We start from the raw sequence: 22,237 nt of genomic DNA on the forward strand, positions 1-22,237 counted from the left end.
GCCGGCCGCGTCCCAGCGACCCCGTGAGCCGACCGCTCCTGACCAACCCTGCAAGCCGACGGCAACCGGCCGCCACTGAACCCCGGCGACGTCCGGCCGACCGGCCGCGTCTGACCGACCGGCCGCGTCCGGCCGCTCGCATGGGCAGCCCCCATCCGGCCGTCCCCGTGGACCGGCCACACCCGGGACACCCCCTGACCCCGCGCCCAGCCCACCGCTACGACGTCGACGGGCTCGGGTCCCCGCTGTCGCTCGGCGGTGGGGTCGAGCTCGGCGGCTCGGACGGGGTGGGATCCGTCGGTGTCGGGTCCGGGTCGGACGTCGAGGGTGGCGGGTCGCTGGGGGTCGGGTCCGTGGGGGCCGAGGTCGTGGGGGTCGGGTCCGGGCTCTGGGTGGACGGGGGCGGATCGACGGGGGTGGTGGGGTCGGTCGGGGTGGGCGCGGTGCCGTAACCTTCGATGGAGACGACGGCGCCGGCGGGTGAGACGGCCACACGCGCGCTCCAGTAGCCGGAGGGCTCGCGCAGATGGTCGACGTACACCTTGATCGTCAACGATTCGCCGGGTTCCAGGGTTCCCGAGGACTGGCTCAGATACAGCCAGTCCGCCCCGGTGGCCGCCGACCAGCGGACGGGGGCGTCGCCGGTGGCGGTGAGGGTGATCAGCGTGGTGTCGCCGCTGTTGCCGGCCGCGACCTCCAGATGCCCGGCGCCCTTCTTGCCGACGCCGGTGACGCTGATGACCTTCACCGACACGTCGGGCTTGTCGCCCTTGGTGAAGCGGTCGGTGGGCTTGGTGCTGGCGTTGCCGGCGTTCTCGTAGCCTCCGCTTGTGGCCTCGCCGTCGAGGTTGCCAGGGCCGTGCGCCTCGCTGGCGCTGGCGGAGCGGCCGTCGGCGCCCTCGGCGGTGGGGGTGCCCCGGTAGGCGGCCCAGAGGGCCAGCACGGGAGCGGCCACGACGGTGGCGACGACGGTCGTGGTGACGGCACGCGCGCGTAGCCGGTCGCGGCGGGCCGCGCGGTCCTTGGGGTCCATCGGAAAGCCGCGGCGGTCGAAGCGGGGCGCGGCCGCGCGGGAGAAGTGCGCCATGGCGACATGCAGCGTCGCGCGCGGGGCCTGCAGGACGGGCAGCTCGGAGGGGGTGATCATCGCGCCGGGCCAGCGCCCGGCGACCGCGCGCTCGGCGGTACGGCGGCACTGCGGGCAGTCGTCGACATGGCGCACCAGCTCACGGCGTACGGCGGTGCTGAGCACGAGTTGGTTGTCGCCGGCGAGTCGCGCGACGCCCGGGCAGGTGCCGGTCTCCACCACGGCGAGGGCCGCGCGGGTGCGCTCGACCTCGCAGGCGGCGGAGGCGAGCAGTTCGCGGGCGGCGGCCAGGTCCATGCCGAGGACGGCGGCGACCTCGTGGGCGGCCAGGTGGTGGCGTACGGCGAGTTCGAGCGCCTCGCGCTGGTCCGGGGTGGTGCCGGCCGCCTCCGGCCAGGCGAGCAGGGCGAGTTCGCGGCGGCGCTCCTCCTGGACCTCCTCGGAGACGGGCGCAGCCGGCTGTCTGACGGCGCTGTGCCGGCCCGCCGCGTGCGTGGCCTGACGTTTCTGCTTGGCCTCGGCCAGCTTGCGCAGGCACGCCCAGCGGGCCAGCGCGTACAGCCAGGCGCGCCGGTCTCCGGCGGCCTCCGGACCACGGCGGCGCTCGGCGAGCGCGAGGACGTCGCCGAGGGCGGCGGTGGCCGCGTCGTGGTCGCACAGCACGGACAGGCAGTAGGTGAACAGACCGTCCAGATAGGGCTCATAGCGCGCCGGCGTACGCTGCGCCAGCGTGCGTGCCGCGCCGCGGTCGCGCGCCTCTCGTTGCGCCCGGTGCGCGCCGGTGGTGCGGGTCGAGGTCTCCGGACTGCTGCTCATCACCCGTGGACCGTAGGGTGCGGGCGATCGCCCCTTCTTCCCCCTTGAGCACATTTACTCCGTACGGGTGAAACGATCCCTCATAAGGGGACAGGAACCCTTCATTCCGTGGCCTGTTCTTGACTGAGATGGCTGGTTGACGCCGGAGCGTGGGCCTGAGGTGGGCGGCAGATCGCGGGCCGCCCGCGGATTGTCAGTGGGGCCGGTTACGGTTTCGTCCATGGCTGCCCGTACGAAGACCGCGAAGGACCGGCCCGCCTTCCGCTGCACGGAGTGCGGCTGGCAGACGGCGAAGTGGCTCGGCCGCTGCCCCGAATGCCAGGCGTGGGGCACGGTCGAGGAGTACGGCGCGCCCGCGGTGCGTACGACGAGCCCGGGCCGCGTCACCACCTCCGCGCTGCCCATCGGCCAGGTCGACGGCCGCCAGGCCACCGCCCGCTCCACCGGCGTGCCCGAGCTGGACCGGGTGCTCGGCGGCGGTCTGGTCCCCGGCGCGGTCGTCCTCCTCGCGGGCGAGCCCGGCGTCGGCAAGTCCACGCTCCTGCTCGACGTGGCGGCCAAGTCGGCGAGCGACGAGCACCGCACGCTGTACGTCACGGGCGAGGAGTCGGCCAGCCAGGTCCGGCTGCGCGCCGACCGCATCAAGGCCATCGACGACCACCTCTACCTCGCCGCCGAGACCGACCTGGCCGCGGTCCTCGGCCACTTGGACGCGGTCAAGCCCTCCCTCCTCGTCCTCGACTCCGTCCAGACGGTGGCCTCCCCGGAGATCGACGGCGCCCCCGGCGGCATGGCCCAGGTCCGGGAGGTGGCGGGTGCCCTGATCCGCGCCTCCAAGGAGCGCGGCATGTCGACGCTCCTCGTGGGCCATGTCACCAAGGACGGCGCGATCGCCGGACCCCGCCTGCTGGAGCACCTCGTGGACGTCGTCCTCGCCTTCGAGGGCGACCGGCACGCGCGCCTGCGCCTGGTCCGGGGCGTCAAGAACCGCTACGGCGCGACGGACGAGGTCGGCTGCTTCGAACTGCACGACGAGGGCATCACGGGCCTGGCCGACCCGAGCGGACTTTTCCTGACCCGTCGTGACGAACCGGTCCCCGGCACCTGTCTGACGGTCACCCTGGAGGGCCGCCGCCCCCTGGTGGCCGAGGTCCAGGCCCTGACGGTCGACTCCCAGATCCCTTCACCGCGCCGTACGACCTCCGGCCTGGAGACCTCCCGGGTCTCGATGATGCTCGCCGTCCTGGAGCAGCGAGGCAGGATCAGCGCGCTCGGCAAGCGGGACATCTACTCCGCGACGGTCGGCGGGGTGAAGCTCTCGGAGCCCGCCGCGGACCTGGCCATCGCCCTCGCGCTGGCGTCGGCGGCGAGCGACACCCCGCTGCCGAAGAACCTCGTCGCGATCGGCGAAGTGGGCCTCGCGGGCGAGGTCAGACGGGTCACGGGCGTCCAGCGCCGGCTCGCCGAAGCACACCGTCTGGGCTTCACCCACGCGCTCGTGCCGGGCGATCCGGGCAAGATCCCTGCCGGTATGAAGGTCCTGGAAGTCGCCGACATAGGGGACGCCCTGAGGGTCCTTCCGAGGTCGCGTCGGCGAGAGGCCCCACGGGACGCGGAGGAGCGCCGGTAGACTTTGCCCAGGTCTCGCCCGTCCGTACGAACCGAATGTGCGAAACGGGAGCGCCCCAGAACCTGCGACCGGAGGAGTGCAGTGGCAGCCAACGACCGGGCAGCAGCTCCCGGAAAGTCCGGTGGGAGCTCCGGTGCCGATGGCCTGATGCGCGCCTCACTGAGCGCCGTGGCACCCGGCACGGCCCTGCGCGACGGCCTTGAGCGGATTCTCCGCGGCAACACCGGTGGTCTCATCGTGCTCGGCTCGGACAAGACCGTCGAGGCGATGTGCACGGGCGGTTTCGTCCTGGACGTCGAGTTCACGGCCACGCGCCTGCGTGAGCTGTGCAAGCTCGACGGCGGCATCGTGGTCTCCTCGGACCTGTCGAAGATCCTGCGGGCCGGCGTCCAGCTGGTCCCGGACCCGACGATCCCGACGGAGGAGACGGGCACCCGCCACCGCACGGCGGACCGGGTGAGCAAGCAGGTCGGCTTCCCCGTCGTGTCCGTCTCCCAGTCGATGCGCCTGATCGCCCTCTACGTCGACGGCCAGCGCCGTGTCCTGGAGGACTCCGCGGCGATCCTGTCCCGCGCCAACCAGGCCCTCGCCACCCTGGAGCGCTACAAGCTCCGCCTCGACGAGGTCGCGGGAACGTTGTCAGCGCTGGAGATCGAGGACCTGGTGACGGTCCGCGACGTCTCCGCGGTGGCCCAGCGTCTGGAGATGGTCCGCCGGATCGCGACCGAGATCGCCGAGTACGTGGTCGAGTTGGGCACCGACGGCCGTCTTCTCGCCCTGCAGCTGGACGAGTTGATCGCCGGCGTGGAGCCCGAGCGCGAGCTGGTCGTACGGGACTACGTCCCCGAACCCACCGCCAAGCGCTCCCGCACGGTGGAGGAGGCCCTGTACGAGCTGGACGCCCTGACCCACGCAGAGCTGCTCGAACTCCCGACGGTGGCAAGGGCGCTGGGCTACACGGGCTCCCCGGAGGCCCTGGACTCGGCGGTCTCCCCGAGGGGCTTCCGTCTCCTGGCCAAGGTCCCGCGCCTCCCGGGCGCGATCATCGACCGCCTGGTGGAACACTTCGGCGGCCTGCAGAAGCTGCTGGCGGCGAGCGTGGACGACCTGCAGACGGTGGACGGCGTGGGCGAGGCGAGGGCGAGGAGCGTACGCGAGGGCCTGTCCCGGCTGGCGGAGAGCTCGATCCTGGAACGGTACGTGTAGCGCCCCGTCAGGGGCGCGGGGCCGTGTCGATGTGCGGCTCCGCCGCGCGGGCGCGAGCAACCACGAACGGCCCGCAGCCGACCGACAACCCCCCGCGCCACTACCTCAGTCGTTCTCCGGCCATCAGTCGCTCTCCAGCACGAACGACGTCTGCACCTTCGGGTACCCCGGCGCAGCCAACTGCACCAGGTAGGTCCCGGCCCCGGCCGACCCCGCCGGCGGCGTCGCGCACTGCGGAGCACTCGGCTTGCGGTCCCACTTCACGGTGTACGTGATGCTGCTCCCCGCGGGCGCCCGGAACACCAGATTCCCGGCCGTCTTCGGGCAGTCCGCGGACGACCAGAACTCCTCGTCCTCAGCGGCCTCGGTGATCGTCACCACCGCGCTCCTGGGCCCGAGATCGACCTTGCAGTCGCTCCCGGAGGAGTTCGTCGCGGTCACCAGCAGCGTCGGTGTCTCCCCGGGCGCGTACCCGTTGTGCAGACTGCTCACGGTCAACTTCACCGCACCCGCCGTGCAGTTGGGCACCCCGGAACCCACCGGAAGAGTGTCGTCCCGACCGACCCCGCTGCCCGCGCCACCGCCACCGCCACCACCGCCGGCCGCGCCGTCGGACCCGCCGGCACCGGCCCCCGTACCGGAAGTCGAGGAACCGCCACCGGCCCCGTCGCCGGATCCGGAACCCGACCCGGACCCCGAGCCGCCGGAGTCACCCGGCGTCGACTCGTCCCGCCCACCCGGTGCTTGGCTGATCGCCGGTCCGGAACCCGAAGGTCCCGGTGTGATCGAGGGCGCGGGATTCTTGCCGTTGGCCCCGTCGGCGTCGTTGTTGCCGCCACCGCCGCCCGAGGAGGCGATCCAGGCGATCAACAGCGCCAACAGGGCCAGCACAGACAGCAGTACGGCCCTCCGTCGCCAGTAGATGGAGGAGGGAAGCGGCCCGACCGGATTGCGCAGAGATCCCACGGCGCAAACTGTACGAGAGATCGGCGAGTTCGCCGCCCGTACCCGCCGCCGGGGATGACAACTTTTCCGGATCATCATTCCGCAGCGGGTCTCTCCCGCCGTCGCCCCGCGGACACGGCACTTGTCCTGCGCACCCCTGCGCACCCCTGCGCACCCCTGCGTACCCCTCAGGGGTGGCGCTCCGCCCGCGCCCCCTCTCCCGCATGGCAGGATCGGAAGGGCCATGACTGCGCCCACTGAGTCCGACGCCCCCGCCCTCTCCGCTTCCTCCCACGGAGTGGATCTCCACACCCCTGTCATCGACTGGTTCGACGAGCACGCCCGCGATCTGCCGTGGCGGCGCCCGGAGGCCGGGCCGTGGGGGGTGATGGTCAGCGAGTTCATGCTCCAGCAGACGCCGGTCAGCCGAGTGCTGCCGGTGTACGAGCAGTGGCTGGCCCGCTGGCCGCGCCCCGCCGACCTCGCCGCGGAAGCCCCCGGTGAGGCCGTACGCGCGTGGGGCCGGCTCGGCTATCCGCGCCGCGCGCTGCGGCTGCACGGGGCGGCGGTGGCGATAACGGAGCGGCACGGCGGCGACGTACCGACCGATCACGCCCAGCTGCTGGCGCTGCCCGGCATCGGGGAGTACACGGCGGCGGCCGTCGCCTCCTTCGCCTACGGGCAGCGGCACGCCGTCCTGGACACCAACGTCCGCCGGGTGTTCGCGCGGGCCGTCACCGGCGTCCAGTACCCGCCGAACGCCACCACCGCGGCCGAACGCAAGCTGGCGCGCGCCCTGTTGCCCGAGGAGGAGGGGACGGCCGCCCGCTGGGCCGCCGCCTCCATGGAGCTCGGCGCGCTGGTGTGCACCGCCAAGAACGAGTCCTGCCATCGCTGTCCGATCGCCGCGCAGTGCGCCTGGCGGCTCGCGGGCAAGCCGGAGCACGACGGTCCGCCGCGCCGCGGACAGACGTACGCCGGTACCGACCGGCAGGTGCGCGGCAAGCTGCTCGCCGTCCTGCGCGAGGCTCACGCGCCGGTGCCGCAGGCGGCGCTCGACCGGGTGTGGCACGAGCCCGTACAGCGCGCGCGTGCGCTCGACGGGCTCGTCGCGGACGGGCTGGTCGAGCCTCTTCCCGGCGGTTTGTATCGGCTGCCGTTGACGTAACGACGGCCCAGACCATCGACAAATCACCCCGAACCGGCGCCATTCGGTGCGCCGGTTTACCCCTTTCCTACTTCCGTTACACAACCGACGGACAGCCGAGGGCTGGCCGCGCGCTGGCCCGCACAGCCTCGTGACAACTGCTCCGTAGCTTCATTGGCGTACCGCGGAAGAGCGGCACACAAGGCGATGGAGAACCGGCTGCAGGCGGGTCGGACACGGGGTTGGAGGCGGTCGATCATGGCGCAGGGCGAGGTGCTCGAGTTCGAGGAGTACGTCCGTACCCGGCAGGACGCGTTGCTGCGCAGCGCCCGCCGCCTGGTCCCGGACCCCGTGGACGCACAGGACCTGCTCCAGACGGCGCTGGCCCGGACCTACGGCCGCTGGGAGACCATCGAGGACAAGCGGCTCGCCGACGCCTACCTCCGCCGCGTCATGATCAACACCCGGACCGAGTGGTGGCGGGCCCGCAAGCTGGAGGAAGTCCCGACCGAGCAGCTCCCGGACGCCTGCATCGACGACGCCACCGACCAGCACGCCGACCGCGCCCTGCTGATGGACGTCATGAAGGTGCTCGCCCCCAAGCAGCGCAGCGTCGTCGTGCTGCGACACTGGGAGCAGATGTCTACGGAGGAGACGGCCGCCGCCCTCGGAATGTCGGCCGGAACGGTCAAGAGCACGCTGCACCGGGCCCTCGCCAGGCTCCGCGAGGAGCTGGAGAGCCGTGATCTGGACGCACGCGCGCTGGAGCGTGAGGAGCGGGAGCGTTGCACGGCGGCCTGACCGAGGCGGAACCCTCTCCGGGTCGAGGGGCTTTCCAGGCGGCGATCACGGCGGTGTCCGTGCTCGTCGCCCTCGCCCTTTTCGTCTCCGCCTGCGCCACCGGCGGCACCGGCACCCGTGACGAGGGCCCGGCCTACACGGAGTCCTCGGAGGGCTCCGATCTGGCGGCGGGCTCGGCCCCGTCGGCCACCGCAGCGCCCGCCGCGCCCGACTCACCCGCCACGTCCCTGAGCCGCGCGGCCGCGGCCCGGCTCGTCAAGGACGACCCGACGGTCTCGGCCGACGTCAAGAGCGATCTGCAGCCGTGCGGCGACGACTACCCGGTCGACGTGCTGTCCGGCGACCTGACCGGCGGAGCCTCGAAGGACGTCGTCGTCAACGTGCTGACCTGCGGCGACGAGATCGGGGTCGGCTCGTATGTGTATCGCGTGCGCAGTGGTGCGTACGAGAATGTGTTCAAGGCCGAGGAGTCCCCGGTCTACGCGCTGATAGACCGCGGCGACCTGGTGGTGACCAAGCAGGTGTACGAGAAGGGCGACCAGGTGACGACTCCCTCCGGCGAGTATGTGGTCACCTACCGCTGGACGGCGGGCCGCTTCGTGCAGCGGTGGGACCAGTACAACCAGTACGGCGACGCCTCGGGGGCCACACCGTCGACGGGCCCGGCGGACTGAACCACCCCCCACCGACCGAACCACCACCCATACACAACAGCTGACAGCCGACAGCCACACGACAGCGATACGAGGACAGAGAGCAGCGGGATGGCAGATCAGACCCACGTCCTGTTCGTCGAGGACGACGACGTCATCCGGGAGGCCACCCAGCTCGCCCTGGAGCGGGACGGCTTCGCGGTCACCGCCATGCCCGACGGGCTGTCGGGCCTGGAGGCGTTCCGGTCGAACCGCCCCGACATCGCCCTGCTGGACGTCATGGTTCCGGGCCTGGACGGCGTCAGCCTGTGCCGGCGCATCCGGGACGAGTCGACCGTGCCGGTGATCATGCTGTCCGCGCGGGCCGACTCCATCGACGTGGTGCTGGGCCTGGAGGCGGGCGCCGACGACTACGTCACCAAGCCGTTCGACGGTGCCGTCCTGGTCGCCCGGATCCGCGCGGTGCTGCGCCGCTTCGGGCACGCGGGACACGGCGACCGGGTCGAGGAGTCCGCCGCGGCGGCCGACGGCGGGGTGCTGACCTTCGGCGATCTGGAGATCGACACCGAGGGCATGGAGGTCCGCAAGGCCGGGGAGCCGGTGGCGCTCACCCCGACCGAGATGCGCCTGCTGCTGGAGTTCTCCTCCGCCCCGGGCACGGTCCTCTCGCGCGACAAGCTCCTGGAGCGGGTGTGGGACTACGGCTGGGGCGGTGACACCCGCGTCGTCGACGTCCATGTGCAGCGACTGCGTACGAAGATCGGCCAGGACCGGATCGAGACGGTCCGTGGTTTCGGCTACAAGTTGAAGGCCTGAGCGGGGCGGACATGCGGGGGACACTTCGGCGCCTGGTCCCGGCGCGGCTGGAGCGTACGGGCATCCGTACGGGACTGCGATGGAAGCTCAGTGCGGCCATCGCGCTGGTCGGCGCGCTCGTCGCGATCGCGCTGAGCCTGGTCGTGCACAACGCCGCCCGGGTCTCGATGCTGGACAACGCCCGTGATCTCGCGGACGAGCGGATCCAGATCGCCCTGCGCAACTACGAGCAGTACAAGCGCCTGAACTACCCGCCCGGCGTCAAGCGCGACGACCCGACACTGCCGCCGCCGCTGCGGGACAAGGTCGAGGAGGGCCGCCGGGCGACGTACGTGACCGACAAGCCGGGCGGCTCCCCCGACATCTGGGCCGCCGTGCCGGCCACCGACGGGCATGTGCTGTCCCTGCACACCGGCTTCACCGACCGCAGCACCGACATCCTCAACGACCTCGACCAGGCCCTCGTGATCGGCTCCATCGCGGTCGTCCTCGGCGGCAGCGCGCTCGGCGTGCTCATCGGCGGCCGGCTGTCGAGCCGGCTGCGCAAGGCGGCGGCCGCCGCGGGCCAGGTCGCGAGCGGCGAGACGGACGTACGGGTGCGGGACGCCATCGGCGGTGTCGTACGGGACGAGACCGACGACCTCGCGAGCGCGGTGGACGCCATGACGGACGCGCTGCAGCAGCGCATCGAGGCGGAGCGCCGGGTCACCGCGGACATCGCGCACGAGCTGCGGACCCCGGTGACGGGCCTGCTGACGGCGGCCGAACTCCTGCCGCCGGGCCGCCCGACCGAGCTGGTCCTGGACCGGGCGAAGGCCATGCGCACCCTGGTCGAGGACGTCCTGGAGGTGGCCCGCCTCGACAGCGCGTCCGAGCGGGCGGAACTGCAGGACATCCTGCTGGGCGAGTTCGTGACCCGGCGGGTGGCGGCGAAGGACCCCGAGATCGACGTCCGGGTCGTCCACGAATCGATGGTCACCACGGACCCCCGCCGCCTGGAACGCGTCCTGTTCAACCTCCTCGCCAACGCCGCCCGCCACGGCAAGCCGCCCATCCAGGTCACCGTCGAGGGCCGGGTCATCCGCGTCCGCGACCACGGCCCCGGCTTCCCCGAGGACCTCCTCGCCGAGGGCCCGAGCCGCTTCCGCACCGGCAGCACCGACCGCGCGGGCCACGGCCACGGGCTGGGCCTGACCATCGCGGCGGGCCAGGCGCGGGTGCTGGGCGCGCGGCTCACGTTCCGCAACATACGCCAGCCGGGCGCACCGGAGGGTGTGCCGGCGGAGGGGGCGGTGGCGGTGCTGTGGCTGCCGGAGCATGCGCCGACGAATACGGGGAGTTATCCGATGATGCCGTAGGGGTTGAGCGGGGGGGCGGGAGCGCTGGAGGACTGGTGCGCTGCTGGGCTGCTGGGCTGCTGGCTCAGAACGGCTTGGAGAAGTCGAGCTCCTCGCTGCGCTCGGTCAGCGAGTACCAGTTGCCGTTGTCGTCCCGGAAGATCGCCTCGATCCCGTACGGCCGCTCCTGCGGTTCCTGGATGAACTCGACCCCGCGTGCACGGAAGGTCTCGTAGTCTCCCCGGCAGTCATCGGTGCGCAGCGCCCCCGCCCCGATGACCCCCTTCCCCACCAGTGTCTTCAGCGCCTCGGACGACTCGGCGTCCAGCCCGGGCCCGTCGAGGCTCATCAGCGCCAGCTCGACATCCGGCTGGTCCTTGACTCCGACGGTGACCCAGCGCATGTCGCCCATGGAAAGGTCGTCGCGCACCTCGAAGTCGAGCTTCTCGGTGAAGAAGGCCTTGGTGCGCTGCTGGTCGAAGGTCCATACAGTGGTGATGCCCAGGCCCTTGATCATGGCTCTGCTCTCCCTGTCCGGGTGCGGTTGCTTCCTGCTCGCCACGGTAGGCGGGGCGGGGTTCAGCGCGCTTCTCCAGAGTTGCGGTCCTTGCGTGGGAACCCTCCGGCCCAGAACAGCGCGTAACACCCGGGAATCAACGATGCTCCACGCCCCACATGCTCGGCCCGGTACTCACTGGGCGTAAGCCCGGTCCGCGCCTTGAACCGGGCGGAGAACGTCCCGAGGCTGCTGAACCCGACCAGATTGCAGATCTCGGTGACGGACAGATCGGCGCTGCGCAGATACTCCTCGGCCCGCTCGATCCGCCGATGGGTCAAGTACTGGCCGGGGGTCTCGCCGTAAGCCTCCTTGAAGGCCCGGAGGAAGTGATACCGCGAGTACCCGGCATGAGCGGCCACGCCCCCGAGATCCAGCCCAGGATCAGCCCAGTCCCGGTCCATGGCGTCCTTCGCCAGCCGCAACTGCCGGGTCTTGTCCATGAGCCGATGGTGACACGGGCCACTGACAACGCCCTTCCAGCGCAGTGGGGTGGGCTGCGCTTCTTGGCGCCGACGTCCTCTTCCAGCCCGTCTGGGGGTGCCCCCTCTGGGGGAGTTTGAGGACGAGGCCCTTTAGGGGCGATCCGGGTCTGGGGCGGAGCCCCAGCGGGGTGCCAGGGGCAGAGCCCCTGGGCCGGGTCGAAGGGGCGGCAGCCCCTGGGGACGGGACGGGTAGGGGCGGCGGGGGCGAGAAAACAAGGCGAAGGCCCCCCGGGGCGGACACCAGCCGGGAGGCCTTCAGCTCAGTTACTCGACGATTCAGTCGCTCGGCTATTCAGCCGCTCAGCGAGTCACCCGCGCGCTCGCTCCCCCACCACCGACTCAAACCGCCTCCACCACCGGCGCCGAAGCCCGGGCCCCGCCCGAACCCCCGTCCACCTGGTCCCCCTGACCCGCCCGATCCACCGGCCCCGCCCCCTTCAACGGAACCTCCTTCACGAACACCGCCGCCACCAGCGAAAGCACCGCCACCACGGCCCCCAGCAGAAACGCCGAGTGCGTCCCCGCAGACACCGCATGCTGATACGCCTCCCGCGCAACCTCCGGCAGCTTCGCCAGACTCGCCGCATCCAGCTGCGCGGACTGCTCGGTCACCTTGGACCCCAACGCCCCGGCCCGCTCGGACATGACGTCCTGAACCCGGCTGTTGAACAGCGCCCCCATGATCGCGACACCGAACGACGACCCGAGCGTCCGGAAGAGAGTCGTGGACGAGGAGGCGACCCCCATGTCCTTCATCTCGACGCTGTTCTGCGCGACCAGCATGGTGATCTGCATGAGACAGCCCATACCGAGCCCGACGACGGCCATGTAGACACCGGAGGTGAACCGAGAGGTGTCGGTGTCCATCAGCGACAGCAGGTACAGCCCGACGACCATCAGCGCACTGCCGACGACCGGGAAGACGTAGTACCGCCCGGTGTTCGTGGTCACCCGCCCCGCCACCATCGACGTCACCAGCATCGCGCCGAGCATCGGCAGGAGCAGCAGCCCGGAGTTGGTCGCGGACGCCCCCTGCACGGACTGCTGGTACAGCGGCAGGAACAGCGTCGCCCCGAACATCACGAACCCGGTGATGAACCCGATGAGCGACATCAGCGTGAAGTTCCGGCTCCGGAAGATGTGCAGCGGCACGATCGGCTCCGCCGCCTTGGTCTGCCAGAACACGAACCCGATGAGCGAGGCGACCCCGATCCCGATGAGCTCCATGATCCGCGAGGACGTCCAGGCGTACTCCGTACCGCCCCACGTGGTGACGAGGACGATCGCGGTGATGCCCACGGTCAGCAGTGCCGCGCCGAAGTAGTCGATCCGCGCCTTCGCCCGCTTCTTCGGCAGATGCAGCACCGCACTGATCGCGGCCAGCGCGACGACACCCAGCGGCAGGTTGATGTAGAAGGCCCAGCGCCAGCCCCAGTGATCGGTGATGGTGCCGCCGACCAGCGGTCCGCCGATCATCGCGAGCGCCATGACGCCGGCCATCATGCCCTGGTACTTGCCCCGCTCCCGAGGCGGGATGAGGTCACCGATGATCGCCATGACCCCGACCATCAGACCACCGGCACCGAGCCCCTGAACCGCCCGGAACCCGATGAGCTGCCCCATGTCCTGGGCCATGCCGCTCAGCGCCGAGCCCACCAGGAACAGCACGATCGACGACATGAAGACGCCCTTGCGCCCGTACATGTCACCGAACTTCCCCCACAGCGGGGTGGAGGCCGCCGTAGCCAGCGTGTACGCCGTGACGACCCATGAGAGATGCTCGAGCCCGCCTAGTTCTCCGACGATCGTCGGCATCGCGGTGCCTACGATCATGTTGTCGAGCATCGCCAGCATCATCGTGATCATGAGGGCGAGCAGGACGACCCGCACGCTCCTGGGTTGTTTGCCGTCTTCCGGTACAGCCGCTTCCGGCACGGCCGCCGCCTGTGTGTCCGCCATGCTTCCCACTCCCCCAGCTACTTACTTGCCGCCCGGCAAGTTGACTACACTGGGGAAAGTAGACCCGTAACTAGCCGGGCGTCAAGTAAGTTTCATTCAAAGCCGGAGACCCGCGACGAAGATGGACGGCACCATGGACGGCACCAAGCAGCGGCGCCGCGGGGACACCCGCCAGCGCATCCAGGACGTGGCGCTCGAACTCTTCGCCGAGCAGGGCTACGAGAAGACCTCACTGCGCGAGATCGCAGAACGCCTGGAGGTCACCAAGGCAGCGCTCTACTACCACTTCAAGACCAAGGAAGAGATCCTGGTCAGCATCTTCGCCGATCTGACCCAGCCGATCCTCGACCTGATCGAGTGGGGCCGGCAGCAGCCGCACAGCCTGGAGACCAAGCAGGAGATCGTACGGCGGTACAGCGCGATCCTCGCCGACGCGACCCCCCTGTTCCGCTTCATGCAGGAGAACCAGGCGACGGTCCGGGAGCTGCGCGTCGGCGAGACCTTCAAGGAGCGCATGCAGGGGCTGCGCGAGATCATGGTCGACCCGGAGGCGGACCTGGTCGACCAGGTCCGCTACACCAGCGCGATCTTCACCCTGCACGCCGGGATGTTCTTCCTCCAGGACCTCGCCGGCGACCCGGAGGACAAGCGCAAGGCGGTCCTGGAGGTGGCGTCGGACCTGGTGACCCAGGCCCACGAAGGCTCCCGCACCAAGGACCGGCCGCAGACCTAGACGGTCACACGGTCACGCCCTTGGACCGCAGGAAGGCGACGGGGTCGATCGCCGACCCGTAGTTGGCGGTCGTACGGATCTCGAAGTGCAGGTGCGGACCGCTGGAGTTGCCGGTGTTCCCGGACAGCGCGATCCGCTGCCCCGTCTTCACGACCTGGCCGACCTTCACGTCGACGCGCGAGAGGTGGGCGTACTGCGAGTAGGTCCTGTTGCCGTGCTTGATGACGACGGCCTTGCCGTACGCCGACCCGTCGCCGGCGCCGTTCCCGCCGGCCTTGACCACGGTGCCGCCGTGCGCGGCGTAGACCGCGGTACCGCTGGAGACCGCGAAGTCCTGCCCGCTGTGGGTGGACTGCCACATGGCACCGGACTGCGCGAAGCTCGCGCTGAGCTTGTACTTCTTCACCGGGTCGACCCAGGTGGCGGCCGCGCTCTTACCGGCAGCGGCCGCGACTCCGGTCCCCAGCACGGCCGCGGCCCCCAGACCGGCGGCCACGACGGCCACACGGGTGCGGAGCAGGGACGTACGGGCAGAGCGGGGCGAGACACGCTGGGACATCGGAACCTCATGGGGACGGGGACAGAAAATCCACCCGGCGCACGGACGGCCGCCGGGTGGCGCATCCCTTGGTAACCCCGCCGTCCCGAAAGCCCCAAACCACTGATCTACGACGGAAGCTAGTACTTCACCCTAAAACTTAACGCTTATTGACACATGACCCATCAGGGATGAATCGCCCCGGGACGGCAGAACCCGCTCAGAGATTGTGGGATGAAAGTCCCTTTTGCCCATTCCGGGCCTTCCACTATTCCCCCTAGTAACGGACATATCGCCTGTGCGGCATGTCACCGGCCAGGGAGATCCAAGGACGCGGCGATGTGACGGGCACTACGCTGCTGGCCTGCCGCAGAGGGGCTCAGGGGGAGGCCGCGTGGATCCGACGGTCATCGGCACCAGGCTCGCGTCGAGCGTGGTCGGTCCGCTGGTGAAGAAGCTGTTCGTGCAGGAGGGGCCGGGGGCCGGGCTGGTCGACCGGCCGGTCCGGCTGTCGGGGCTGGTCTCCTTCCGCGGCGAGAAACGGACGCTGACCGAGAAGGACGTACGCAAGCTCGCCGCGCGCCTCGTCAAGGAGGCCGTGGACTCCCCCGGCGAGCAGCCCTTCCCGCCCGACGAGACGACCGCGGTGACCGACGCCCTGACCGCCAGGCTGCTCAGGCTGGGCGACGTCGACATGGACGACGTACAGGCGGTACGGCTGGGGTACCGGGAGCTGGCCCGGACCCTCCAGGACCCGGAGACCGCGCGGGGTCTCTCCGCGGACGCCTCGTACTTCCTCGACTCACTCACCGAGTGGGCCTGCGTACATGTGGTCAACTTCTTCACCCAGCGGTCCACGTTCGTCGCGCGGACGCTGGTGGAGCAGAGTCAGCGGCAGGACGAACTCATCGCCAGGATCGATGAGTTGATCACTCGGATTCCTCGACCTGGGGCGCACGACGTGGCGTTCGAGCGACGGTATCTGGACCATGTCGCCAAGCGGCACGGTCAGTTGACGATCTACGGGATCGACCTGGTGAACTCGCTGGGGAAGTGGCCGTTGGATGTGGCGTATCTGAGCCTGGAGGTCGCGGCTCCGACGGTTGTCCACAGAGATCTGAACCCTCAGAACATCCTGCTCCCGGACGGGGAGATACGGGTCCTGGATTTCGGAGTCGGCGCGGAGTTGCCCGCCCTGACACAGCATGACGAGGTCCAGGCAGTGGTCGCCGAGTGGTTGGCCCGCGCCCTCATCGCCCCGCTCCCCGCCGACCAGATCCTCCACCACCACGACCGCGTCCTCCTCCGCGGCGTCGCAGGCTCCGGCAAGACCACCCTCGTCCAGTGGCTGGCCGTCTCCGCCACCCGCACGGACGCCGCAGGCCCGATGTCCCACCTCTACGGCCGGATACCGCTGGTCCTCCCCCTCCGCACCCTCACCCGGCACGGCGAACGCCTCCCCACCCCCGACGGCTTCCTCAAGGCCTCGGGCTGCCCCCTCGCCGCCGCGCAGCCGGAGGGCTGGGCCGACCGCGTCCTGGAGCGTGGCCGGGGCCTCGTCCTGATCGACGGCATCGACGAGATCCCCGAGGCGGAACGCGCCCGCGCCCGCACCTGGCTGGGGGAACTGATCACCGCGTACCCCGACAACCGCTGGCTGGTCACCTCCCGCCCGAGCGCCGTACAGGACGACTGGCTGGCCGACGACGGCTTCACCGAACTCACCCTCTCCGCGATGAGCCCCGCCGCCGTGGCCACGTTCATCGAGCACTGGCACAAGGCCGCCGCCACGGGCAAGGCCGACGAGGACGAGCAACTCCGGTCGTACGAGCAGCAGTTGCTGACAGCCATCCGAAGCAAGCCCGACCTCGGCCGACTCGCCACCAACCCCCTGATGTGCGGCCTGATCTGCGCCCTGCACCGCGACCGGCGCGGCTATCTCCCGCAGGGACGCAAGGAGTTGTACGAGTCCGCCCTCGCCATGCTGCTCACCCGCAGGGACCGGGAACGCGACGTCATGGCCACGGCCGGCATGGAACTCCAACAGGAACCGCAGACACAGCTGCTCCAACGACTCGCCTACTGGCTGATCCGCAACGGCCGCACCGAACTCGACCGTGACCACGCCGAACGGATCATCGCGGACGCGCTGCCCGCCGTACCGTCAGCGGCGGCCCTCGGTGACGCCAAGGCCGTCTTCCGCCACCTCCTCGACCGCAGCGGCCTGCTGCGCAAACCCGCCCCGGACGCCGTGGACTTCATCCACCGCACCTTCCAGGACTATCTCGGCGCCCGCGCCGCCGTCGAGGTCTGGGACGTGGGCCTGCTGATCGAGCACGCGGCCGACGACCAGTGGGAGGACGTGATCCGCATGTCCATCGCCCACGCCCGGCCCCGGGAGCGGGCGGAGATCCTGAGCGGTCTGCTGGAGAAGGGGGACGCGTACGAGCCGGGACGGGAGCGCAGCCGGGTCTTCCTGCTCGCGGCGGCTTGTCTGGAGCATGCGGCGGAGCTGGATCCGGGCGTGCGGGCGGCGGTGGAGGAGCGGACGTCCACGCTCATTCCGGCTCCGAACATGGGGGACGCGGTGGAGCTTGCAGCGGTCGGCCCGCTGGTCCTGGAGCTGCTGCCGGCGCCGCAGGGGCTCGACGACAATGCCGCCTTCAGCGTGGTGACGACCGCCACGAACATAGCGTCCGACGCCGCGATCCCGTATCTGGCCCGGTTCGCGGATCACCGGTCGGTGCTGGTCAAGGGCCAGCTTCAGGCGAGCTGGCTGAACTTCGACGCCGAGCGGTACGCGCAGGAGGTGCTCGCCCACCTGCCTCACGCGGAGTACGTCTTCCTGATCACCAACACCGCACAACTGCGGGCGTTGCGCTCGATCGGAGGCCGGCCACTCGTGACCCTGCGGGGACCGCTGCCGCTGGATGAGATAGCCGACTACCTCGCGGAGCTTCCGCCGCGGAACCTGACGATCGAGGGCCACCCGGACCTCGCCGACCTCTCCGTCCTGGCCAGAGCCACAGGGGTGTCCCGTCTGTCGATCGCTGACTGCCCGCGCCTCACGGATCTGTCGGTGCTCCCGGAACAGCCCCTGGAAGTACTGAAGTTGTCGGGCCTCGCACCCGGCCTCGACCTGCGCCCCGTGGCCGACCTCGACCATCTCCAGCAACTCGATCTCGGACTGTCACCGACAGACATCTGGTCCACGGCCCTCCTCCCGGCGGGGGCGCCACTGCGCATCCTCAGGCTCGGGGGCGAGACGGCGAGACCCGAAGGCGGGCTGACCGGCCTGGACCGTTTCGAGAACCTCCTGACCCTGCGCCTGAGCCCGTCCGCCAGCCCGTCAAGCACCGCCGAATGGGGGGAACTGCTGTCGCTACCTCAACTGACGACTCTCCAAGTGTCCGCGATCTCGATCACCTTGTGCCTGCTGAACGCGGCTCTTCCTCAAGTGACCCAACTCTTCCTGGACGCGGATGACGCCGAGCAGTCGGCCTTCGAGCGGATCCCCTCACTGTTTCCGGCTCTCACCCACCTGAGTATCCACAGCGGCTCCCCCCTACGACCGGGCCTCGATCTCACGCCCCTCAAGGAGCTCACCGGACTGGAGAGCCTCTGGCTGCCGGCCGGCACCGACCATCCCCACGGCCTCGACCAGCTATCGCCCTCCGTGGAGGTATCCCCGATGTGACGCACATCTCTTCCCACTTACCCCCCAGTAACCCTACGGTTCCCCTCGCGCCACCCACGCCAACGAACATGCACCCGTCAACGGCAGCATTGCGGACGTGAGAGGACCCCCACCCATGAAGAGCCGCCGCCCCTTGGTGCGCCGTATCGCCGTCACCGCCGTCTCCACCACGGCCCTCGTCGCCATGGCCGCCCCGGCCGACGCCGCGACGGCCGAGGACGTCGACTACACCACCTGGCAGCAGGACTGCCAGACGGTCATGAACCAGGCACTGCCCTATCTCAAGCAGCGGATCGCCGCGACGAAGCCCGGCGAGAAGCAGGCCATCGTCTTCGACATCGACAACACCACCCTGGAGACCGACTTCGGCTTCAGCTACCCGCAGCCGGCCAACCAGCCGGTCCTGGACGTGGCCGAGTACGCCCAGGACCACGGCGTGGCCCTCTTCTTCGTCACGGCCCGCCCCGGCATCATCTACTCGTTCACCGACTACAACCTCAAGAACGTGGGCTACGAGGTCTCCGGCCTCTACGTCCGCAACTTCATCGACCTGTTCAAGGACGTCGCCGCCTACAAGACGGCCCAGCGCGTCGACATCGAGAACAAGGGCTACACGATCATCGCGAACATCGGCAACAGCGCCACCGACCTGTCGGGCGGCCACGCCGAGAAGACGTACAAGCTCCCGGACTACAACGGCCAGCTGTCCTGACGTCGCAGCTCAACTCCCGGTAGCCTCACCTCCGTTCGCACGATCACGGGGGTGAGGCGGATGGATCCGACGGTACTGGGCGGCAAGTTGGCCTCGGGCGTCGTGGCCTCCTTGGTGAAACGGCTCTTCGTGGCCCAGGCCCCGGGCGCGGGCCTGGTGGACAAGCCGGTACGCCTGGCCGACCTGGTCTCGTTCCGGGGCGAGAAGCGGACGCTGGGCGAGAAGGAAGTCCACAAGCTCGCCGACCGCCTGGTGACCCAGGCGATGGACTCACCGGGCGAGCCGCCGTTCCCGTCCGCCGAACAGCCCGCCGTCACCCATGCCTTGGCCGACCGCCTCCTCGCCCTCGGCGACCTGGACATGGACGACGTACAGGCAGTACGCCTGGGCCACCGCGAACTGTCCGTCCGACTGTCCCGCGCCGCCCCCTCCGACGGCCTGTCGATCGACGCGGGCCTGTTCCTCGACTCGGCGACCGAGTGGGCGTGCCTGCAGATCCTGGAGTTCTTCACACGCCGGTCGACGTTCGTGGCGCGCACGCTGGTGGAACAGACCCGGGCGCAGACGGAACTCACGGCCAAGGTGGACGAGTTGCTGACGCTCGGCCCCCGCCCGGGCGCGGCGGACCGGGCCTTCGAACGCCGCTACCTCCCGCACATCGCGAACCGCCACAACCACATCACCATCTACGGCATCGACCTCCGCGACTCCCCCGACCGCTGGCCCCTCGAAGTGGCCTACCTGAGCCTGGAGGCGACGGCGGTCGAGGAACACATCCTCCCGGAGGACCGCCCCGGCGGCCCGCTGACCGTCCAACTCCCCGCCGAGAACGCCCTGCTGACCCATGACAGGGTCCTGCTGCGAGGCGACGCCGGCTCGGGCAAGACCACCCTGGTGCAGTGGCTGGCGGTGACGGCGGCGAGGGAGGCGACGAGAATCCCGTACGTCCTCCCGCTCCGGACCCTGATCCGCGCAGGAGCGCTGCCCACCCCGTCGTCCTTCCTCTCGGCGGTGAGCTGTCCCCTGACTCCCCCGGAGGGCTGGGCGGAACGCGTCCTGGCGGCAGGACGCGGCCTGATCCTGGTGGACGGCCTGGACGAGATCCCCACCGCCGACCGCAACCGCACCCGGGACTGGCTCGAGTCCCTCATCCGCACCTTCCCGGGCAACCACTGGCTCCTGACCTCCCGCCCGACCGCCGTACGCACGGACTGGCTGGCATCAGAGGGCTTCAGCGAACTCTCCCTGGCCCCGATGCGCCGCACCGAGGTCGCCACGTTCGTACGACGCTGGCACACGGCGGCGGAGGCGGCGGAGTACGAGGAGCCGCTGCTGGACTCCTTGAGGACCAAGCGAGATCTCGCCCGCCTCGCCACCAACCCTCTGATGTGCGGCCTGATCTGCGCCCTGCACAGGGAGCGGCGCGGCTATCTCCCCACAGGCCGCAAGGAGTTGTACGACGCCGCCCTCGCGATGCTCCTCTCGCGCCGGGACCGCGAGCGGGGGATGGAGCTGGAGCTGGAGCTGGGCGAGGAGGCTCAGCTGGAGGTGTTGCAACGACTGGCGTACGCCCTGGTGTTGAGCGGCCGTACCGAGATGGACGTCGAGACGGCCGAGGGGATCGTGGAGCGATGCCTGCCGTCGATCGCCGTGCGGGGCGACGCACCGGCCGTGCTGCAGACGCTGCTGCTCCGGAGCGGTCTGCTGCGCCAGCCCGCCCACGGGGTCGTCGACTTCGTGCACCGCACGTTCCAGGACTATCTGGGCGCACGTTACGCGGTGGAGGAGGGCCACCTGGACGTCCTGCTCAGCCACGCGGACGACACCCAGTGGGAGGACGTGGTCCGGCTGGCGATCGCCCACGCCCGGCCGAGAGAACGGGCCTTCCTGCTACGGCAGTTGCTGTCCCGGAAGGCTCCTCGACTGACCTTGCTGGCCCTGGCCTCCCTGGAACACGCCACCGCACTGGATCCGGAAGTGCGGGCGGCGGTCGAGTCGCAGGCGGCCGCGCTGATTCCGCCGCGCACGACGGAGGAGGCGAAGACGCTGGCGGAGGCGGGGCCGCTGGTGCTGGAGCTGCTGCCAGGGCCGAAGGACCTGACGGCCGCGGAGGCGGTCTGCGTCACCGTCACCGCGTCCCGCCTGGGGACGGAGGAACCCGAGGGTGCGCTGGCCGTGTTGCGGCGCTACCGGGCGCATCCGGATCTCGGCGTGCGGCGCCAGCTCGCGGGCACCTGGCATCGCTTCGACACCGAGGAGTACGCCGCGGAGGTCCTGGGGCATCTGGAGCGGACGGACCTCTTCATCACCTGCAAGTCGGCCGAACAGCGCGCGGCCCTCGGCCGGATGCAGCCCTGGCCGCACCTCGCCTTCACGGGCCCGCACCGCATCGAGGACATCTCGGCCGCGGTGCCGGTGCCGGACGCCCTGGTCCAGCTCGACGTGCGCGACAACCCCTTCCTCACCGATGCCGACGCCCTGCTGGGGTTCGGCTCGCTCCGTGAACTGTGGCTGGTGAACTGCCCGGTGGGAGGACTGGACCGGCTCGCCGCGCTCCCGCTCGACCTGCTCGGATGCCGCGACATCGCCGATGTGACCGGACTCCGTTCGCTGCGGTCGCTGCGCCGTCTGTCCCTCGTGCACGAGCTGCCGGGCACCAACCTCAAAGACGTCCTGCCGGTCGACTCCCCGCTGGAGTTCCTCTTCCTCGGCCAGAACACCATCTTTCGCACGGGACTGCGCGGGCTGGAGCACTGGACCGGTCTGCGGACGCTCAGCATCGGACCGCCGAACGCGGAACTGTCCTCCGCCGACTGGCAGGCCGTCACCGAGCTGCCCGAGCTGCGGCGCCTCTATCTGAGCGCCGCGATCATCCGGGACTTTCCGTACTCCATCGAGGCCATGCCGGAACTGCCGGGCATCGAAGCGTTGCGGGTGATCGAGATGCACGGCGCCGAGGATCTCTCCGCCCTGGCGCCCAGGCTTCCCGGGCTGCGCTCGGTGGATCTCTACAGCAGTCTCGGCGAGCCCGTTCCCGCCGCCCGGTACGCCGGCCTCTTCCCGGACGTCGAGATCAACATGTATCCGAGCTGAAAAAGGGGCCGCCCCGGAACCGAAGT

17 protein-coding genes are annotated in these 22,237 nt (G+C 70.4%); 11 read left to right on the plus strand and 6 right to left on the minus strand.

From position 1 onward, the window contains the following. Positions 1 to 217 precede the first annotated feature (217 nt). Positions 218 to 1,903, minus strand: a complete 1,686-nt coding sequence (locus tag PH203_RS30805) for a hypothetical protein (RefSeq protein WP_289924036.1) — start codon at positions 1,901 to 1,903, stop codon at positions 218 to 220. Positions 1,904 to 2,123: 220 nt separating this feature from the next. On the opposite strand from PH203_RS30805, the gene radA reads away from it, so the two are divergent. After that, positions 2,124 to 3,533 (plus strand): DNA repair protein RadA, encoded by a 1,410-nt coding sequence (gene radA / locus PH203_RS30810; protein WP_289924039.1) that lies wholly within the window; start codon positions 2,124 to 2,126, stop codon positions 3,531 to 3,533. 81 nt (positions 3,534 to 3,614) lie between these two features. After that, entirely contained in the window at positions 3,615 to 4,739 is a 1,125-nt protein-coding gene (gene disA / locus PH203_RS30815; RefSeq protein ID WP_289924041.1) for a DNA integrity scanning diadenylate cyclase DisA, read from the plus strand. Positions 4,740 to 4,862: 123 nt separating this feature from the next. Here the strand turns inward: disA and PH203_RS30820 are convergent, their stop codons facing one another. Beyond that, a complete protein-coding gene (locus PH203_RS30820; RefSeq protein WP_289924044.1) occupies positions 4,863 to 5,705 on the minus strand; it encodes a hypothetical protein in 843 nt (280 codons plus the stop codon). 223 nt (positions 5,706 to 5,928) lie between these two features. On the opposite strand from PH203_RS30820, the gene PH203_RS30825 reads away from it, so the two are divergent. The 5 genes from PH203_RS30825 to cseC all read left to right on the plus strand — a co-directional run bounded on the left by PH203_RS30825 (position 5,929) and on the right by cseC (position 10,459). Then, the gene (locus PH203_RS30825) at positions 5,929 to 6,852 is read left to right on the plus strand and encodes an A/G-specific adenine glycosylase (protein ID WP_289924046.1); all 924 of its coding nucleotides are present in this window, start codon (positions 5,929 to 5,931) and stop codon (positions 6,850 to 6,852) included. Positions 6,853 to 7,089: 237 nt separating this feature from the next. Next, a complete protein-coding gene (locus PH203_RS30830; RefSeq protein ID WP_289924047.1) occupies positions 7,090 to 7,632 on the plus strand; it encodes a SigE family RNA polymerase sigma factor in 543 nt (180 codons plus the stop codon). 44 nt (positions 7,633 to 7,676) lie between these two features. Then, positions 7,677 to 8,306, plus strand: coding sequence for a hypothetical protein (locus PH203_RS30835; RefSeq protein WP_354671285.1), 630 nt, complete (start codon positions 7,677 to 7,679; stop codon positions 8,304 to 8,306). Positions 8,307 to 8,396: 90 nt separating this feature from the next. Beyond that, the gene (cseB, locus tag PH203_RS30840) at positions 8,397 to 9,101 is read left to right on the plus strand and encodes a two-component system response regulator CseB (protein WP_289924051.1); all 705 of its coding nucleotides are present in this window, start codon (positions 8,397 to 8,399) and stop codon (positions 9,099 to 9,101) included. An 11-nt stretch (positions 9,102 to 9,112) separates the two neighbouring features. Then, a complete protein-coding gene (gene cseC, locus PH203_RS30845; RefSeq protein ID WP_289924052.1) occupies positions 9,113 to 10,459 on the plus strand; it encodes a two-component system sensor histidine kinase CseC in 1,347 nt (448 codons plus the stop codon). 64 nt (positions 10,460 to 10,523) lie between these two features. On the opposite strand, the gene PH203_RS30850 is transcribed toward cseC, so the two are convergent. The 3 genes from PH203_RS30850 to PH203_RS30860 form a co-directional block, all read right to left on the minus strand. Then, on the minus strand, positions 10,524 to 10,955 hold the full coding sequence (locus tag PH203_RS30850; RefSeq protein ID WP_289924053.1) for a VOC family protein: 432 nt from the start codon (positions 10,953 to 10,955) through the stop codon (positions 10,524 to 10,526). Positions 10,956 to 11,017: 62 nt separating this feature from the next. Beyond that, the gene (locus tag PH203_RS30855) at positions 11,018 to 11,437 is read right to left on the minus strand and encodes a helix-turn-helix transcriptional regulator (protein WP_289924054.1); all 420 of its coding nucleotides are present in this window, start codon (positions 11,435 to 11,437) and stop codon (positions 11,018 to 11,020) included. Positions 11,438 to 11,818: 381 nt separating this feature from the next. Next, positions 11,819 to 13,438 (minus strand): MDR family MFS transporter, encoded by a 1,620-nt coding sequence (locus PH203_RS30860; RefSeq protein ID WP_289924055.1) that lies wholly within the window; start codon positions 13,436 to 13,438, stop codon positions 11,819 to 11,821. A 121-nt stretch (positions 13,439 to 13,559) separates the two neighbouring features. Between PH203_RS30860 and PH203_RS30865 the strand changes: the two genes are divergently transcribed. Then, positions 13,560 to 14,171: a TetR/AcrR family transcriptional regulator gene (locus PH203_RS30865; protein WP_289924056.1), complete on the plus strand. Its 612-nt coding sequence runs from the start codon at positions 13,560 to 13,562 to the stop codon at positions 14,169 to 14,171. Positions 14,172 to 14,175: 4 nt separating this feature from the next. On the opposite strand, the gene PH203_RS30870 is transcribed toward PH203_RS30865, so the two are convergent. Next, complete coding sequence (locus PH203_RS30870) at positions 14,176 to 14,730, minus strand: M23 family metallopeptidase (RefSeq protein WP_289924057.1); 555 nt, start codon at positions 14,728 to 14,730, stop codon at positions 14,176 to 14,178. Positions 14,731 to 15,103: 373 nt separating this feature from the next. Between PH203_RS30870 and PH203_RS30875 the strand changes: the two genes are divergently transcribed. From PH203_RS30875 to PH203_RS30885, 3 genes are all read left to right on the plus strand, one after another. Then, positions 15,104 to 18,406, plus strand: a complete 3,303-nt coding sequence (locus PH203_RS30875) for an NACHT domain-containing protein (protein ID WP_289924059.1) — start codon at positions 15,104 to 15,106, stop codon at positions 18,404 to 18,406. A 115-nt stretch (positions 18,407 to 18,521) separates the two neighbouring features. Beyond that, entirely contained in the window at positions 18,522 to 19,118 is a 597-nt protein-coding gene (locus PH203_RS30880; RefSeq protein WP_289924060.1) for an HAD family acid phosphatase, read from the plus strand. A 60-nt stretch (positions 19,119 to 19,178) separates the two neighbouring features. Continuing rightward, a complete protein-coding gene (locus PH203_RS30885) occupies positions 19,179 to 22,211 on the plus strand; it encodes an NACHT domain-containing protein (RefSeq protein WP_289924062.1) in 3,033 nt (1,010 codons plus the stop codon). Positions 22,212 to 22,237: the final 26 nt, after the last annotated feature.

It is taken from the genome of Streptomyces sp. S.PB5, assembly GCF_030403745.1.
Taxonomy (GTDB): Bacteria; Actinomycetota; Actinomycetes; order Streptomycetales; family Streptomycetaceae; genus Streptomyces.

Bases quoted from the DNA above. Each gene is read 5' to 3' on its own strand.
- PH203_RS30805 (WP_289924036.1), bottom strand. From the start codon at position 1,903: ATGAGCAGCAGTCCGGAGACCTCGACCCGCACCACCGGCGCGCACCGG.
- radA (WP_289924039.1), top strand. From the start codon at position 2,124: ATGGCTGCCCGTACGAAGACCGCGAAGGACCGGCCCGCCTTCCGCTGC.
- PH203_RS30825 (WP_289924046.1), top strand. From the start codon at position 5,929: ATGACTGCGCCCACTGAGTCCGACGCCCCCGCCCTCTCCGCTTCCTCC.
- PH203_RS30830 (WP_289924047.1), top strand. From the start codon at position 7,090: ATGGCGCAGGGCGAGGTGCTCGAGTTCGAGGAGTACGTCCGTACCCGG.
- cseB (WP_289924051.1), top strand. From the start codon at position 8,397: ATGGCAGATCAGACCCACGTCCTGTTCGTCGAGGACGACGACGTCATC.
- cseC (WP_289924052.1), top strand. From the start codon at position 9,113: ATGCGGGGGACACTTCGGCGCCTGGTCCCGGCGCGGCTGGAGCGTACG.
- PH203_RS30850 (WP_289924053.1), bottom strand. From the start codon at position 10,955: ATGATCAAGGGCCTGGGCATCACCACTGTATGGACCTTCGACCAGCAG.
- PH203_RS30855 (WP_289924054.1), bottom strand. From the start codon at position 11,437: ATGGACAAGACCCGGCAGTTGCGGCTGGCGAAGGACGCCATGGACCGG.
- PH203_RS30860 (WP_289924055.1), bottom strand. From the start codon at position 13,438: ATGGCGGACACACAGGCGGCGGCCGTGCCGGAAGCGGCTGTACCGGAA.
- PH203_RS30865 (WP_289924056.1), top strand. From the start codon at position 13,560: ATGGACGGCACCATGGACGGCACCAAGCAGCGGCGCCGCGGGGACACC.
- PH203_RS30870 (WP_289924057.1), bottom strand. From the start codon at position 14,730: ATGTCCCAGCGTGTCTCGCCCCGCTCTGCCCGTACGTCCCTGCTCCGC.
- PH203_RS30880 (WP_289924060.1), top strand. From the start codon at position 18,522: ATGAAGAGCCGCCGCCCCTTGGTGCGCCGTATCGCCGTCACCGCCGTC.
- PH203_RS30885 (WP_289924062.1), top strand. From the start codon at position 19,179: ATGGATCCGACGGTACTGGGCGGCAAGTTGGCCTCGGGCGTCGTGGCC.